Annotated in this window: 11 protein-coding genes; 8 read left to right on the top strand and 3 right to left on the bottom strand. The window is 61.8% G+C overall.

From position 1 onward, the window contains the following. Nucleotides 1-113 precede the first annotated feature (113 nt). Both DVU_RS09385 and DVU_RS09380 read left to right on the top strand, forming a co-directional pair. Nucleotides 114-1,502 carry a DEAD/DEAH box helicase gene (locus tag DVU_RS09385; RefSeq protein ID WP_010939268.1) on the top strand — a complete coding sequence of 463 codons (1,389 nt, stop codon included), beginning with the start codon at nucleotides 114-116 and terminating at the stop codon, nucleotides 1,500-1,502. A 364-nt stretch (nucleotides 1,503-1,866) separates the two neighbouring features. Continuing rightward, nucleotides 1,867-2,358: a YajQ family cyclic di-GMP-binding protein gene (locus DVU_RS09380; protein ID WP_010939267.1), complete on the top strand. Its 492-nt coding sequence runs from the start codon at nucleotides 1,867-1,869 to the stop codon at nucleotides 2,356-2,358. A 477-nt stretch (nucleotides 2,359-2,835) separates the two neighbouring features. Here the strand turns inward: DVU_RS09380 and DVU_RS09375 are convergent, their stop codons facing one another. Beyond that, a complete protein-coding gene (locus tag DVU_RS09375) occupies nucleotides 2,836-3,228 on the bottom strand; it encodes a hypothetical protein (RefSeq protein ID WP_010939266.1) in 393 nt (130 codons plus the stop codon). A gap of 155 nt (nucleotides 3,229-3,383) precedes the next feature. Between DVU_RS09375 and DVU_RS09370 the strand changes: the two genes are divergently transcribed. The 5 genes from DVU_RS09370 to DVU_RS09350 all read left to right on the top strand — a co-directional run bounded on the left by DVU_RS09370 (nucleotide 3,384) and on the right by DVU_RS09350 (nucleotide 11,366). Then, nucleotides 3,384-5,309: an ATP-binding cassette domain-containing protein gene (locus DVU_RS09370; RefSeq protein WP_010939265.1), complete on the top strand. Its 1,926-nt coding sequence runs from the start codon at nucleotides 3,384-3,386 to the stop codon at nucleotides 5,307-5,309. 536 nt (nucleotides 5,310-5,845) lie between these two features. Beyond that, nucleotides 5,846-7,168 (top strand): Na+/H+ antiporter NhaC family protein, encoded by a 1,323-nt coding sequence (locus tag DVU_RS09365; protein WP_010939264.1) that lies wholly within the window; start codon nucleotides 5,846-5,848, stop codon nucleotides 7,166-7,168. Nucleotides 7,169-7,452: 284 nt separating this feature from the next. Beyond that, nucleotides 7,453-7,740 (top strand): co-chaperone GroES, encoded by a 288-nt coding sequence (gene groES, locus DVU_RS09360; protein WP_010939263.1) that lies wholly within the window; start codon nucleotides 7,453-7,455, stop codon nucleotides 7,738-7,740. Nucleotides 7,741-7,779: 39 nt separating this feature from the next. Beyond that, a complete protein-coding gene (gene groL, locus DVU_RS09355) occupies nucleotides 7,780-9,423 on the top strand; it encodes a chaperonin GroEL (RefSeq protein ID WP_010939262.1) in 1,644 nt (547 codons plus the stop codon). 128 nt (nucleotides 9,424-9,551) lie between these two features. Next, nucleotides 9,552-11,366: a HAMP domain-containing methyl-accepting chemotaxis protein gene (locus DVU_RS09350; protein WP_010939261.1), complete on the top strand. Its 1,815-nt coding sequence runs from the start codon at nucleotides 9,552-9,554 to the stop codon at nucleotides 11,364-11,366. 71 nt (nucleotides 11,367-11,437) lie between these two features. Here DVU_RS09350 and DVU_RS09345 read toward each other — a convergent pair whose 3' ends face one another. Both DVU_RS09345 and DVU_RS09340 read right to left on the bottom strand, forming a co-directional pair. Then, the gene (locus DVU_RS09345; protein ID WP_010939260.1) at nucleotides 11,438-12,541 is read right to left on the bottom strand and encodes an NAD(P)/FAD-dependent oxidoreductase; all 1,104 of its coding nucleotides are present in this window, start codon (nucleotides 12,539-12,541) and stop codon (nucleotides 11,438-11,440) included. Next, the gene (locus DVU_RS09340) at nucleotides 12,534-13,382 is read right to left on the bottom strand and encodes a rhodanese-like domain-containing protein (RefSeq protein ID WP_010939259.1); all 849 of its coding nucleotides are present in this window, start codon (nucleotides 13,380-13,382) and stop codon (nucleotides 12,534-12,536) included. Before DVU_RS09340 ends, DVU_RS09345 begins: the two co-directional genes overlap by 8 nt. Nucleotides 13,383-13,788: 406 nt before the next feature. On the opposite strand from DVU_RS09340, the gene DVU_RS09335 reads away from it, so the two are divergent. Further along, nucleotides 13,789-14,487, top strand: a complete 699-nt coding sequence (locus tag DVU_RS09335) for a tetratricopeptide repeat protein (protein ID WP_011792130.1) — start codon at nucleotides 13,789-13,791, stop codon at nucleotides 14,485-14,487. The last annotated feature ends 140 nt before the right edge of the window (nucleotides 14,488-14,627 follow it).

Here is a 14,627-nt window from a genome sequence, read left to right as displayed (position 1 = left end):
GTTGTCCACCCCCCTCCGGCAGGTGATGTCTGTGCGTTGCATCGCAGCACGGCACGACGTACTATGGGCGTTCTGGCACGACACCGCCGAAAACCGCAACCGCAGGACGCTCCGTGACTTTCGCAGACCTCTCCCTCTCTCCCCGGTTGCTCGCCGCGCTCGACGGCATGGGCTATCGCCAGCCCACACCCGTCCAGCGTGGGGCCATCCCGCCCGCCTTGGCGGGAGAGGATGTACTGGCCCTTGCCGCGACGGGAACGGGCAAGACGGCGGCATTCGTGCTGCCCATGCTGCAGCGGCTCATGGATGGTCCGAGAGGGGCGGTGCGCGCCCTCGTCGTGGCCCCTACGCGTGAGCTTGCGGAACAGACCCATGACCATGTGCGGCGTCTCGGTTCGATGTCGCGCCTGCGTAGCACGACCATCTACGGAGGCGTGGGCGTCGTGGCGCAGGCCTTGCGGCTGCGGGCCGGGGTCGAGGTGGTGGTGGGGTGCCCCGGCAGGCTTCTCGATCATATCCGGCGTGGCAACCTTGATCTTTCGTCCCTTGAGGTCCTGGTGCTTGACGAGGGCGATTCCCTCTTCGACCTCGGTTTTCTGGCGGATGTGAGGATGCTGCTTGGCATGGTGCCCGCGACCTGCCAGCGGATGCTCTTTTCCGCGACCATGCCCGACGCCGTGCGCGTCCTTGCCGCCGAGGCGCTACGTCAGCCTGTGACGGTGCAGGTGGACGCCGTGCAACCCGCATCCACCGTGCATCATGCCCTGTACCCCGTGCCAGCCCATTTGCGGACGCCCCTGCTCAAGACGTTTTTGCGAAGCGGGCCCGAGGGGTCTGTCGTTGTCTTCGTGCGTACCCGCCACGGGGCACGCAGACTCTGGCAGCAACTCGACAACGTGGGGTTCAGCGTCACCTGCCTTCAGGGGAAGTTGTCGCAACGACGGCGACTTGCCGCGCTCGAGGGCTTCCGCGACGGGCGCTACGACGTGCTGGTGGCCACCGATGTGGCGGCACGCGGGCTGGACATCTCGCAGGTGACGCATGTGGTGAACTACGATGTGCCGTCGACGGCCGACGCCTATATCCACAGGGTGGGGCGCACAGGGCGTGCTGCCCGCAATGGAACGGCCATGACCTTTGTCACCCCGGCGGATGAGGCGCAGGTGCGGAACATCGAACGGGTACTGGGCACCGTCATCCCGCGCGAGAGGCTTGCCGATTTCGATTATGGCGCGCCTGTGCGCGGGCCGGAGGGGGCGCGTCCGGCCATGCCTCCCCGCCAGCCGCGACTGCCAGCAGGCAAACGTCCGGCTGCACCGCAAGAGGCGCAGGAACAGCCGCGCCGCGGGCGTCCGCGTCCGCCCCGTCATGCCGTGCCCCCGGCGGCACACCCCCCGACGATTCCCTCGCGTCTCCCACGACAGACGCCTGCGGGTGCGGAACAGGTCGACCTCGTCAGAAGTTCCCGGATGCGGGGGCAGGGCGGTGATTCAGACGAATAGCCTGTCGGTAGAGGGCGTGGTTTTGCGCCTCTCGCTGTCGGCGCGCTGTCGGCGCGCTGTCCCGCCTGTCCCCCCAGTCCCGTTGTGTCCCGTTGTGTCACGCAGTGTCCCGCATGTTCCCCAGCGCATCCTGCCCGAGCTCGCCATGCTGTGTCCGGTGTCGCCCATGCTGCCGCATGCGATGAGCGGCGCGTACCGTACGAATAACGGGCGGTATTGTTCCCGTTTGATGATGAAGGGCTGCAGGTGCAGACTACCGTGTTGCTCGCGTCTCGTCGCGGGTGTTGTGGAGGGCGGGCATCGCTTGAAGGCTTGTGCCCTGTCTGGTACATGCGGACGGACATTCAAGACGTGGAGGTATGCTATGCCGTCGTTCGACGTGGTCAACAAGATAGAACTTCAGGAGCTCGACAACGCCGTCAACAACGTGAAGAAGGAGATCGAGACACGCTATGATTTCCGGAACACCACGACCGAGATCGACCTGCACAAGGGCGATCTCCGTATCACCGTCGTTGCCGCCGATGAGATGAAGATGCGTGCCCTTGAGGAAATGCTGCACGCCCACTGCGTACGTCGCAAGATCGACCCTCGCTGCCTTGAGTTCAAGGAGATCGAGGCGACGTCGCGGGGCGCGGTGAAGCGTGAGGTGCAGGTCAAGGAAGGCATCGCCAAGGATGTGGCGCAGAAGATCGTCAAGGCCATCAAGGACAGCAAGCTCAAGGTGCAAGGCGCCATTCAGGACCAGCAGGTGCGCGTCACCGGAAAGAAGATCGACGACCTGCAAGACGTCATCGCCCTGCTTCGTGAAGGCGATTTCGGCATCCCGCTCCAGTTCGTGAACATGAAGAACTGAAGCTGACGAGCGGTCTTCTACGCTTTCGGCATGGGGTACATCCTGAGCCGGTGCCGGGGGGATGTGCGTGGATGCGCTCGCTCCGGCAGTCTCTGGATGCCAGCGGTATCGTCCCGGATGCCCGTGTTCCCGTGGTGGCTTGCTAGCCTCGGTTCCGCGTCACGTCAGGCCCTTTCGATCCTTTTGGCCGGGGTGGCCGGTTCGTTTCGTCCGATGCGGCCCGTTCGACTTCGTTGCTCCGTTTGCCTCGTTTTCCTCACCCTGTTCGCTCGAATCGGCTGTCGCGCAGGTCTGGCGCACCCGAAGAGGTGACCGCCCCGACACGGCGACAGACCATGTTGCCAGAGGTCACGAGGATGCGGGGCAGACCTGGATGCTCGTTCTTTCAGGCCGGGGGAATCTCCCCGGCCTGAACAATCGTCTGGAACACGCCTTTTTGCGGCGTCAGGAGCGTCCGGTCATGGCGTCATCGTGCGTTCAGGCCGGTTCGGTGAAACTGGCGGCGAAGCGTTCGAGGTCGTTCGGCTCCCCCGGTGCGTGGTCTTCGGGGTACAGCAGGGCCGACATGTAGAACACCGACCCGATGCTGAGCGCGTTGGCGGCACTGGCGGCGAAGCGGTGCAGCCGTTCCTCGACCGGAGTGCGGTCCTGAGGCGGCAGCAGGGATACGGCGTCCCGTCCGCGGTCGGGAAGCGAAGCCAGCAGAAGAGCCTTGCGGCGCATGGCCTCGCGGTAGGCGGTCTCATCCTCTTTGTCGTGCAGGGCGTCGGCGGCTTCCCGTTCGATGTCGCGCACGGCGGTGCACATGTCTTCGAGCCAGTGGCGCACGGCCTGACGACCGGCCCTTGCTTCGCGATCGTTGTCGGACATGGCTCTTCCTCCTGTTATGTCCTTGCAGTAGCGCGCCCGGTGGGGGAGCGCAAGGGGCGTTTGCTTCGCACCAGCCCGCCGCCGGTGATTCGCCCTTGTCCCCCGGCCTTTGACGGTGTAGAGGGGGCCGGGCACTATCGTCCCCGGAGAGCACCATGGCATTACTCAGTCTTCAGAATATCACGCTCAATCTTGGCGGTCGGCCCTTGCTCGACGGCGCGACTCTGCACGTCGAGGCGGGCGAGCGCCTGTGCCTCGTGGGGCGCAACGGTGCGGGCAAGTCGACACTGTTGCGTCTGATGGCGGGGGACCTGCGCCCGGACGCGGGCGAAGTCGTCCGTGCCCAGGGTACGCGCTTCGGGCATATGCCGCAGGATGTCCCGGCACATCTCTCGGGGTCGGTCTACGAGGTCGTGGCGGAGGGCATGGGGCCTGACGGAGTGGCCCTTGCCGCCTACCACAGGCTGGAGACCGGGCACGCCGACTCCGGCACGCTTGATGCCGCGCGGCACCACCTCGATACGGGCAACGGATGGGAACGGCATGGAGACATGATGACCGTGCTCAACCACTTGCACCTCGACCCCGACGCGCGCTTCGAAGAACTTTCCGGCGGACTCAAGCGGCGTGCCCTGCTGGCGCGCGCCCTTGTCTCCTCTTCGGACGTGTTGCTGGACGAACCCACGAACCATCTCGACATCGAAGCCATATCGTGGCTTGAGGACTTTCTTCAGCGCAGGGCCCGCACCCTCGTCTTCGTCACTCACGACCGTACCTTCCTGCGACATCTGGCCACCCGCATCGTCGAACTCGACCGCGGGCAACTCTTCGCCTACGACTGCGGGTACGATGCCTACCTCGAACGGCGTGAAGAACGGCTTGAGAACGAGACGCGGCAGAATGCGCTCTTCGACAAGAAGCTGGCGCAGGAGGAGGCGTGGATACGGCAGGGGGTCAAGGCCCGGCGAACCCGCAACATGGGGCGCGTCCGCGCGTTGCAGGCCCTTCGGTCTGAACGGGCCGAAAGGCGCGAGCGCATGGGGACGGCAGCCATGCGGGTGCATGAGGCGGAACGTTCGGGCAAGCTGGTCATCGAAGCCACGGGCGTGACCTTCGCCCACGGCGACAGTGAACCTGTGTTGCGCGACGTGGATGTCTGCATCCAGCGGGGCGACCGCGTGGGGCTCATCGGCCCCAACGGTGCGGGCAAGACGACTCTTCTGCGCATCCTGCTTGGCGACCTTGAACCGCAACAGGGCCGGGTGCGGCACGGTACGCGCCTTGAAGTGGCCTACTTCGACCAGATGCGCGAAGCGCTCGACATCGACGCCAACGCCATGGACAACGTGGCGAACGGCAACGACAGGGTGACGGTCAATGGCGTCAACCGCCATGTGGCGGGGTACCTGCGCGAATTCCTCTTTGATGATGACAGGATGCGTATCGCGGTGCGCCACCTGTCGGGCGGCGAGCGTAACAGGCTGCTGCTGGCCCGTCTCTTTCTGCGCCCTTCCAATGTGCTGGTGCTCGACGAACCCACCAACGACCTCGATGTCGAAACGCTGGAACTGCTTGAGGAGTTGCTCACCGACTACAGCGGAACAGTGCTGCTGGTCAGCCACGACAGAACCTTTCTCGACAATGTGGTGACAAGCACCATAGCCCTTGAAGGGCAGGGCATCGTGCGCGAATACATCGGCGGGTACGAAGACTGGCTGCGTCAGCGCGACGAACCGCAACGCCCGGCGCGTGAGGCGCGTGATGTGGCGACTGCGACACAGCCAGCCGAGCGCCGCGCGGTCGACACCCGTCCCCGCAAGCTCACATTCAAGGAACAGCGAGAACTTGCCGAGGCGCGTGACGAACTGGAGCAGCTTCCGGCAAGGCTTGAAGCCCTTGAGACCGAGCAGGCGGTTCTGGAACGGCGACTCGCCGACCCCGCGTCGTTCGGCAGCGACATGTCCGCCCTCACTGAAACGGGAGAACGCCTTGCCTCTCTGGAAGAGCAGCAGCTGACACTGCTGGAACGGTGGGAAGAGCTTGAAGCCCGCATTGCAGAACTGGAGATGTGCCGCAGTTGACGGGCCTGAAGTGTTTCTCTCTCATCTTCAGGGCTCTATGGCGTGTACGCTGCGGTCTGCCGGTGGGCTGTCCAGCCGCAGTACGGGCGCATCCCTCCGGGCCTGCTGCTCGCCATGCCCTGTGGCCGCGTGACGTTCGACCGCCGTTTACCGATGCATGTCGGATAGTTGCGGCTGACGCCATATGCAGCCTGACAAGGACAGCGGGTGAGATACTCCAAGACCCGTTCACAGGAGCTTCTACTCTCTGGCCTGACGGAGACTGCCCGCGACGGCGCAACACGTCGGGCAGTGGCGGCTTCAGCACGTGCTGCCTCCGGATGCCTTCCCATGGCGGTACCTCTGACCGCGGCACGGCAGAAAGGTGAGGAAGCCCGCTGTTTGTGAATGTGCCTCGTCGATACGATGCAACCAGCCTTTCTCATGTGGTATATTCGCGGCCTCCGGGTATGTTCGCACGAACGACGCCTTGCCGCGGCTGCACCACGGGGAGCGCGGTACGACAAGAAAGCGCTCACAGCGCAAGGAGATAAGACATGGAACAGAAAACCAACGGGCTGGCGTTGCTGCCGCTTGCGCTTTTTCTCGTACTCTTCATCGGGACAGGCAGCATTCTGAGTTTCACTGGCGTGAAGATGGCCTTCTATGAGCTTTCGCCCGCTGTCGCCATCCTTCCCGCGCTCGCACTCGCCCTCATCATGGGGCATGGCGGCTTGTCGAAGAAGATCAACATCATGCTTGCAGGTGCCGGTGAGATCAACATCATCACCATGTGCGTCATCTACCTGCTGGCTGGTGGTTTTGCCAGTGTCGCCAAGGCCATCGGCGGGGTCGACGCCACGGTGAACCTCGGCCTGTCGCTCATTCCTGCCGAGTTCATTCTGCCCGGTCTCTTTCTCATCGCCGCCTTCGTATCCACCGCCATGGGCACCTCCATGGGAACCATCGCCGCCGTAGGACCCATTGCTGTGGGCATCGGGCAGCAGACCGACATCGGGCTTGCCATGCTCATGGGCTCTGTAGTCGGTGGTGCCATGTTCGGCGACAACCTTTCGATGATATCCGATACGACCATCGCCGCTACGCGGACGCAAGGGTGCGAGATGGGTGACAAGTTCCGCATGAACCTGCTCATCGCACTGCCTGCCGCCGTGGGTGCTACGCTCCTTTTCTGGCTCATGGGCGACAGCGGTCAGGCTGCACGTGTCGGGGCATGGGAGATGGCGCGCGTTCTGCCGTACGTGGTCATTCTTGCCATGGCGCTGGCGGGCATGAACGTCTTCGTGGTGCTCTTCACGGGCATCGTGCTTGCCGGGGGCGTTGGCGTGGCTGTCGTGCCGGGGTATTCGGTGCTGCAATGGGCCAAGGACATCTATGCAGGTTTTTCGGGGATGCACGAGATTCTCGTCCTCTCCATGCTCATGGGCGGACTCGGTGAGCTTATCCGGTATCAGGGCGGGCTTGCTTGGCTTCTTGAGCGTATCGGTCGCATGACAAGCGACAGGCGAGACGGTCGCACCCGTCGTCTCGGAGAGGCGGGTATTTCGCTGCTGGTGAGTCTTGCCAACCTCTGCACGGCCAACAACACCGTTGCCATTATACTCACAGGGGGAATGGCACGCGGGCTTGCCGAAACCAACGGTGTCGACCCGCGGCGTAGTGCCAGTATGCTCGACATCTTTTCGTGCGTGGTGCAGGGGCTCATTCCCTACGGTGCTCAGGTGCTGCTTGCCGGGTCGATAGCTGGCATCTCCCCCGTGGATGTGTCGCTGTCGAACATGTACTGCTATCTGCTGTGCGTGGCTGCACTCGCGTCCATCGCCCTCGGGTTGCCCAAGGGGGGCCGGAAGGTCGCCTGAGGAGAGAAAAATAGTCTTTTATGGCAGTGTGTTGTGGTAAAAATCATAAAAAAATGCGTTTCGCCCCTTTTCAAGGCCGAATAGGGCATTAGTTTGTTTGCGCTGAAGGTGACCAAGACCGGATGCCGGAAGCGCACTTTGAAATCCCCGGTGAAAGCGAGGCCCAAGAGGGCTGCAAGGGGGCAAAAGCCTCCTAGCTATCGCTGGTACCCCGTCTGGCACTCATCACAAGAGAGTGCCAACAGCGGGCATAACGTCATCAACCATTGTGGAGGATTGATCGCATGAATCTGAAGCCCCTCAACGACCGCGTTCTCGTCAAGCGCCTCGAGTCCGAAGAAAAGACTGCTGGCGGCCTCTACATCCCCGACACCGCGAAGGAAAAGCCCTCGCGCGGTGAAGTCGTGGCTGCCGGCCCCGGCAAGACCGCCGATGACGGCAAGCTCGTCGCCATGACGGTGAAGGCTGGCGACATGGTGCTGTTCAACAAGTACGCCGGTACCGAAATCAAGATCGACGGCGTCGAGCATCTGGTCATGCGCGAAGACGACATCCTCGCCATCATCGAGTAATTCCCCGTACCATCCCGCTTCCCTGAGGAGGAAATTCACATGGCTTCCAAGGAAATCCTTTTTGATACCAAGGCTCGTGAAAAGCTTTCCCGTGGCGTCGACAAACTTGCCAACGCCGTAAAGGTCACCCTCGGCCCCAAGGGTCGTAACGTTGTCATCGAGAAGTCGTTCGGTTCCCCTGTCATCACCAAGGACGGCGTCTCCGTCGCCAAGGAAATCGAACTCGAAGACAAGTTCGAGAACATGGGTGCCCAGATGGTCAAGGAAGTCGCTTCCAAGACCAGCGACATCGCCGGTGACGGCACCACCACCGCCACCATCCTCGCCCAGGCCATCTACCGCGAAGGCGTGAAGCTTGTGGCTGCCGGCCGCAACCCCATGGCCATCAAGCGTGGCGTGGACAAGGCCGTCGAATCCCTGGTGCGTGAACTCGGCAACCTTGCCAAGCCCACCCGCGACCAGAAGGAAATCGCCCAGGTCGGTACCATCTCTGCCAACTCCGACTCCACCATCGGCAACATCATTGCCGAGGCCATGAGCAAGGTGGGCAAGGAAGGCGTCATCACCGTCGAAGAGGCCAAGGGCCTTGAGACCACCCTCGAAGTCGTCGAGGGGATGCAGTTCGACCGCGGTTACCTCTCCCCCTATTTCGTGACCGACCCCGAGAAGATGGTCTGCGAACTGGATGAGCCCTTCATTCTCTGCAACGAGAAGAAGATCTCCACCATGAAGGACATGCTGCCCGTTCTCGAGCAGGTGGCCAAGATGCAGCGTCCTCTCGTCATCATCGCTGAAGACGTCGACGGCGAAGCCCTTGCCACCCTCGTGGTGAACAAGCTGCGTGGCGCCCTTCAGGTCGTCGCCATCAAGGCTCCCGGCTTCGGCGAGCGCCGCAAGGCCATGCTGCAGGATATCGCTGTCCTCACCGGTGGCCAGGTCGTCTCCGAAGACATGGGCATCAAGCTCGAGAACATCTCCGTGGCCGATCTCGGCACCGCCAAGCGCGTTGTCATCGACAAGGAGAACACCACCATCGTCGACGGCGCTGGCAAGGGTGACGACATCAAGGCCCGTGTGAAGCAGATTCGCGCCCAGATCGAAGAGACCACCTCCGACTACGACCGCGAGAAGCTGCAGGAGCGTCTTGCCAAGCTCGTGGGCGGCGTTGCCGTCATCCACGTCGGTGCTGCCACCGAGACCGAGATGAAGGAGAAGAAGGACCGCGTCGAGGACGCCCTCAACGCGACCCGCGCAGCCGTCGAAGAAGGCATCGTCCCCGGTGGCGGTACCGCGCTCGTGCGCGTCGCCAAGGTTCTCGACGACATCAAGCCCGCTGACGACGACGAGACCGCTGGCGTGAACATCATCCGCCGCGCCATCGAAGAACCGCTGCGCCAGATCGCTTCCAACGCCGGTTTCGAAGGCTCGATCGTGGTCGAAAGAGTGCGTGAAGGCAAGGACGGCTTCGGCTTCAACGCTGCCACCGGCGAATACGAAGACCTCATCGGCGTCGGCGTCATCGACCCGAAGAAGGTGACCCGCATCGCCCTGCAGAACGCAGCTTCGGTCGCTTCGCTGCTGCTCACCACCGAGTGCGCCATCGCCGAGAAGCCCGAACCCAAGAAGGATATGCCCATGCCCGGCGGCATGGGTGGCATGGGCGGCATGGGCGGCATGTACTAGCCTCCAGCCCCGCTTTGAGACTTGCAAGGGTCGGCATCTTCGGATGCCGGCCCTTTTGTCATTGGTGTTCGGTATGTTGGGCAGAACGGCTGCGACGTGATGCAAGTTCGAGTCGAGGAACAAAACTAATGGCGGAGTGGCGTCCCTGTGCTATTCTCGAATATCCCAGACACCCGCATAGCGAGGTTGCAGCCATGAAACTGACCCATAAACTTGCCATAGCCTTCGGTTCCCTTGTCCTCGTGATCATAGTTGTCGGTGGCTTTTCCGTGAACAGGCTAGGCCTGATTCACGACGATGTGCAGGAGATCGCCAGTAACTGGATACCGAGTATCAAGATACTCGCCAAGATGCAGGGGGATATGAACCGTATCAGAAGGCAGCAATTGCAGCATATAATCGCTACAGACGCTTCTGCAATCGCTTCTATTGAGAGTAACATTGAAAAGCTAAAGCAACAGTTGCAGGATAGCGCAAGAATATATGAAAAACTGGTATCTGACCCGTCAGAGAGGGGTAATTTCGAGAAATTCCTTGACCATACACGACAGTATTACAGAGCTATGGACAAGGGGATGGAGTTGTCTCGTGTGAACAAGAACGTCGAAGCTGCAGCTTTGGACAGGTCAGAGATTCGAGGGCATTTTCAGGCAGCTATGGACGCACTGTATGCGGCGGTGGAAATCAACGACAAGGGGTCGGCGCAGTCGGCAGCGGAAGCCACGAACGTCGTGTCATCCGCCCGCACGTTCAGCATCGTCCTCGTTCTTGTTGCCATCGCGATAGGTGCCGGGGCAGGTGTCTACATCGTGCGGGGAACCATGGCGCAACTGGGCGAAGACCCGGGTTATCTCTACGATGTGTCGCGCGAGATAGCTTCCGGAAATCTCGATATCCACTTTCGCGAGAGTAGCCATAGGCAAGGGGTGTACAGTGCCGTTCAGGACATGGTGACAACCCTCAAGGCCAAGATTGCAGAAGCGGATGAGAAGTCTGAACAGGCTCGCCGCAAGGAACAGGAAGCGCAACAGGCCACACTTGAGGCTGAAGAGGCACGCAGACAGGCTGAACGGGCAAAGGCCGAAGGCATGTTGCAGGCTGCGGTCAAGCTTGAGGGTGTGGTCGAGGTGCTCTCATCGGCATCGGAAGAGCTTTCGGCGCAAATCGAACAATCCGACCGCGGGGCCGAAGAACAGGCCCGGCGCGTGGGTGAGACGGCCACCGCCATGGAGGAGATGAACGCAACGGTTCTGGAGGTCGCCCGAAATGCCGGACAGGCCGCTGACATCGCGGAGAACACACGCAGAAAGGCTGAAAGTGGCGCGGAGATTGTCGGAAGGGTCGTGACTGGGATAAGCGAAGTACAGTCGCAATCTGTCGCGCTCAAGCATGACATGGAAGACCTGGGCAGGCAGGCAGAGGCCATCGGGCAGATCATGAACGTCATCTCCGACATTGCGGACCAGACGAACCTGCTCGCCCTCAACGCAGCCATCGAGGCGGCCCGCGCGGGTGAGGCCGGACGAGGGTTCGCGGTCGTTGCCGATGAGGTGCGCAAGCTGGCCGAGAAGACCATGCAGGCCACTACGGAGGTCGGCAACGCCATACGGGGTGTTCAGGGCGGAACCCGCAAGAACATGGACAACGTCGACAGGTCGGTGAAGACCATCGAAGAGGCGACACAGGCTGCTCGCCTCTCAGGCGAGGCCCTGCGTGAGATCGTGAAGATGGTCGACACGGTGAGCGATCAGGTGCGTGGCATCGCCACGGCTTCGGAGCAGCAGTCGGCCGCCAGCGAAGAGATCAACAAGTCGGTGGAGCAGGTGAGCGCCATCTCTGCCGAAACGGCACAGGCCATGCGTGAGGCTGCTACGGCGGTTCAGGAGTTGGCGAACCAGTCGCAGGTCCTCAAGCGCCTCGTGGACGACCTCAAGCGGGCCTGAACATCGTAGGACATGGATGAGAAGTGCCCGCCTTCCTTTCGCAGGCGGGCACTTTCGTGTCTTGTAACGCCTCAGTGCGGCTGGAAGCGGCGTATGAAGCGCCGGTCTATCCAGTCCTTGACCATGAATGCCAGACGACCGGCGAAGGTGAACCCCGCCTTGTGCAGGATGCCGCGTCCGGAACCTGTATTGAAGATGAGCAGATACTCGCCACCGGGTGAGAAAGTCAGTAATGGCCCGCCTTCAAGGCGTGCGGCGAGGTTGTGCAGTAGCACCGGATTCTGGCGCACCGCGTAGACGCCGACCTTGGCGAGTGGTTGCGGCGTGAACCATATGCAGTCACCGCCTCCGAAGATGTCGTCATACTCCGTACAGCGCAGGTGGGCATCCACGGCAAGGCCGCCGTCCTTACCGACAGGAAGGCCGGAGGCCGCGAAGAGGGGGGAGGGAACCACTCCCAGCGCGGTGAAGATGATGTCGGCCTCGTACCTTTCGCCGTTGTCGAGTACGACTTCTCCCGTGTGAACGGCAGATGCATAGGCCCCTTCATGAAGCTTCACCCGTGCCTTTTGCAACTCCTTTCGTGCCAACTCCCGCACGCGTGCCGGAAAGCGGCGCAGGAACGAACTGCCAGCGTACATGGCAACGTTGCCTTGGGCCCCTGTCTGCGTCAGTGCCGCCGCGGCATTGCCTGCGACTTCCAGTGCAGCTGGCCCGCCCCCTACGACGGCAATGCGCACGGGGCCTCGGGATGCGCGTCGCCGGATGCTTTCACGTCCTGCCAGCAGGTTCTCTATGGGCTTGACGGGAAAGACGTCCGTTGCGTCGCCGTCGACGATGGAGGAAGGCACGTGCGACCCGGTGTTGCAAGAGCAGACATCATAGGCAAGTTCCTGCCCGGAATCGAGAACGACGTGCTTGCGCTGCGGGTCGATGCGGGTCGCTCTTGCGGTGATGAACGTGCCACCGCGCTGCGTTACCATCTGGCGCACCGGAAAGCTGATGTCCTCTGGTGAGTAGTGTCCACCAAGCATTCCCGGCCCCATGCCGGAATAGTAATGCCTTTCACCCGGACCCACCACGGTCACGGAATGACCGCGTTCGATGAGACGGGGGATGGCCTCCATCACGGTCATGTGCGCGTGTCCGGCACCAAGCAGCAGCAGGCTAGGCATGGGACTCACCTTCGAGGTGCCTGTCGAGGAGAGTCGCCAGTTGCGCTAGGTGGGACTTCTCTTCGCGGGTCATGGCGTCCAGAAAGGCCCGCGTCTCGACATCGTCGGCCCTGCGTGCGGCGCGTGCGTAAAGGTCCATGGCCTGCGCCTCCAGCATCATGGCAAACTGCAGAACCTCCATGACGTCGTTGGTGTCGACCTTGGCACGGGCAAGGTACTCCTCTGTTGTCAGGCCGCCTTCCACGAGGTTGCGGGCCATGGCCGCTTCGACCCCCGTCCCGTCGATGGGAGCATCGACGATATCGGCGTACTGCCGCTGAAGTCGGCGTTTATGGCTGCTTTCCATCTTTGCAAGTGTTCCGAACACATCCGCGACATCGCCCTGCACCGCTTGACCCATCTGTGTGGCGTAGAACGCCTCAAGCGCGTTCTCAAGCCCCCAAGCCGTGACAATGGCCTGCTCAAGCCCCAGTGTCTGGGGAAAGAGTTCAAGCCCACTGTCGTAGGAACCGAAGCCCGTCGCCCCGTTCCATGCCTTGAAGCCCCCGGAGAGATTCATCACCTTGCTGAACCCGTTACCGGCAAGCAGTTGCGCAGCGATGCGGCTACGTCCGCCTATGGCACAGTAGACGAGCAAGGGATTTTCTGCGGGGAGTTGCCTCATGCCGTCCGCAAGGTCGGCAAGGGGCATGAGCATCGCACCTGGAATATGACCTTCGGCATATTCGGCTGGTTGGCGTACGTCGAGGATGGTAAGATTCGTGCCGGATTCCGCGACGAGGTTACGTGCCTGTTCCGGAGACAGCGAAATCACGGGAGTCAGGAATTGCCGCCAGCGCATGGAGCCTCCTGGGGTATGGGGAGTGCGGGCGACCCTGTTCGCCCGACGTGGATGTTTCCATGTAGGGTTATATCATTTTTCAGAAGCATGCGACATGTATGGCCCGGGTGTGACGACGTCTATGTCCTGTGTGATTCGTCAGCGTTTTTATCATTCTTTTGGTATGTTATGCTGGCATTTGTATCTGGATTGACGGAATCTTGAAGAATTAGCTCCGGCTACATTGACAATATCACACCTTGAAGGTAGGAAATAATCCATACCATCGAGGTAGGACATGCCGCGCGGGCAGCCACGCATGTCCTCTTCGACCGCCGATGCTGCCCACGGCGGAACTCGCGGTGCCACACGGCGAGGGGTCGGTAAGTGGAGGATTTCCCAACCTCAATCATAGGCGGGTAGGTCGATGCAACTTCAGGATATGTTTCTTTCGGCAGAGTCGGGCGAACCCAGTGCCCAGTTCAATCTTGCAATGATCTATGACGAAGGTCGTGGCGTACCCCGGAATGAAGCCAAGGCTCTGGAATGGCTGGAGAGGGCTGTGGCGTCTGAACATCACGAGGCACTCAACCTCTACGCTGTCCGCGTTGCGCGTGGCGAGGGCGTGAAGCAGGACTTCGCACGTGCCGCGAGCCTGTTCAGGCGCGCCGACAGATGCGGTTTCAACTGCGAACCCGTGTACGACGACATGGTCAACGACTTCCGCGACAAGGCTTTCGGTATGGAACTCGTCTCCAGCAAGCGTGCATTCCTCAAGGCATTGCGCCCCGAGACGGCCGAGGCGCGTTGCACAGTTGGGGAGGCGTTCATCGGACAGGGCGATGCCGATTCGCTGCGAACGGGACGTGAGCTTCTGACCAGCGCCGCCACCCTCGGCAGTGGCAAGGCGATGTATCTTCTCGGCGTGCTGTGCAGGGACGGAAAGGGCGTTGCAGCCAATGCAGAACGGGCGTTCATGTGGTTCTCGCTAGCCGCATCCTGTGGTTTCGCGAAGGCCGAATCCGAGCGCGTCAATGCCGAGGGCAAGCTTGATGATGCGGGACGCACCCGCGCGATGCAGCTGGCGGCCCGTTGGCGGCGCCAGTATCTCGCACCAGTCTGCTAGCAACGATACTGCGGCACGGTGCCGCTGCTGAATGCCTGCAAGAAGGCGGGCGCATGAGGGCCACGGGTGACCGTGGCCCTTCGTGTTCACTGTAGGGCTTTCTTGCGGCAACAGGCACAGGGGCTGCAGGGGTAAACAGA

Origin of the sequence: Nitratidesulfovibrio vulgaris str. Hildenborough, from assembly GCF_000195755.1 — a bacterium.
Lineage (GTDB): Bacteria > Desulfobacterota > Desulfovibrionia > Desulfovibrionales > Desulfovibrionaceae > Nitratidesulfovibrio > Nitratidesulfovibrio vulgaris.
The sequence above is the reverse complement of the archived record's forward strand: the minus strand, read 5'-3'. Positions and strand labels throughout refer to the sequence as shown.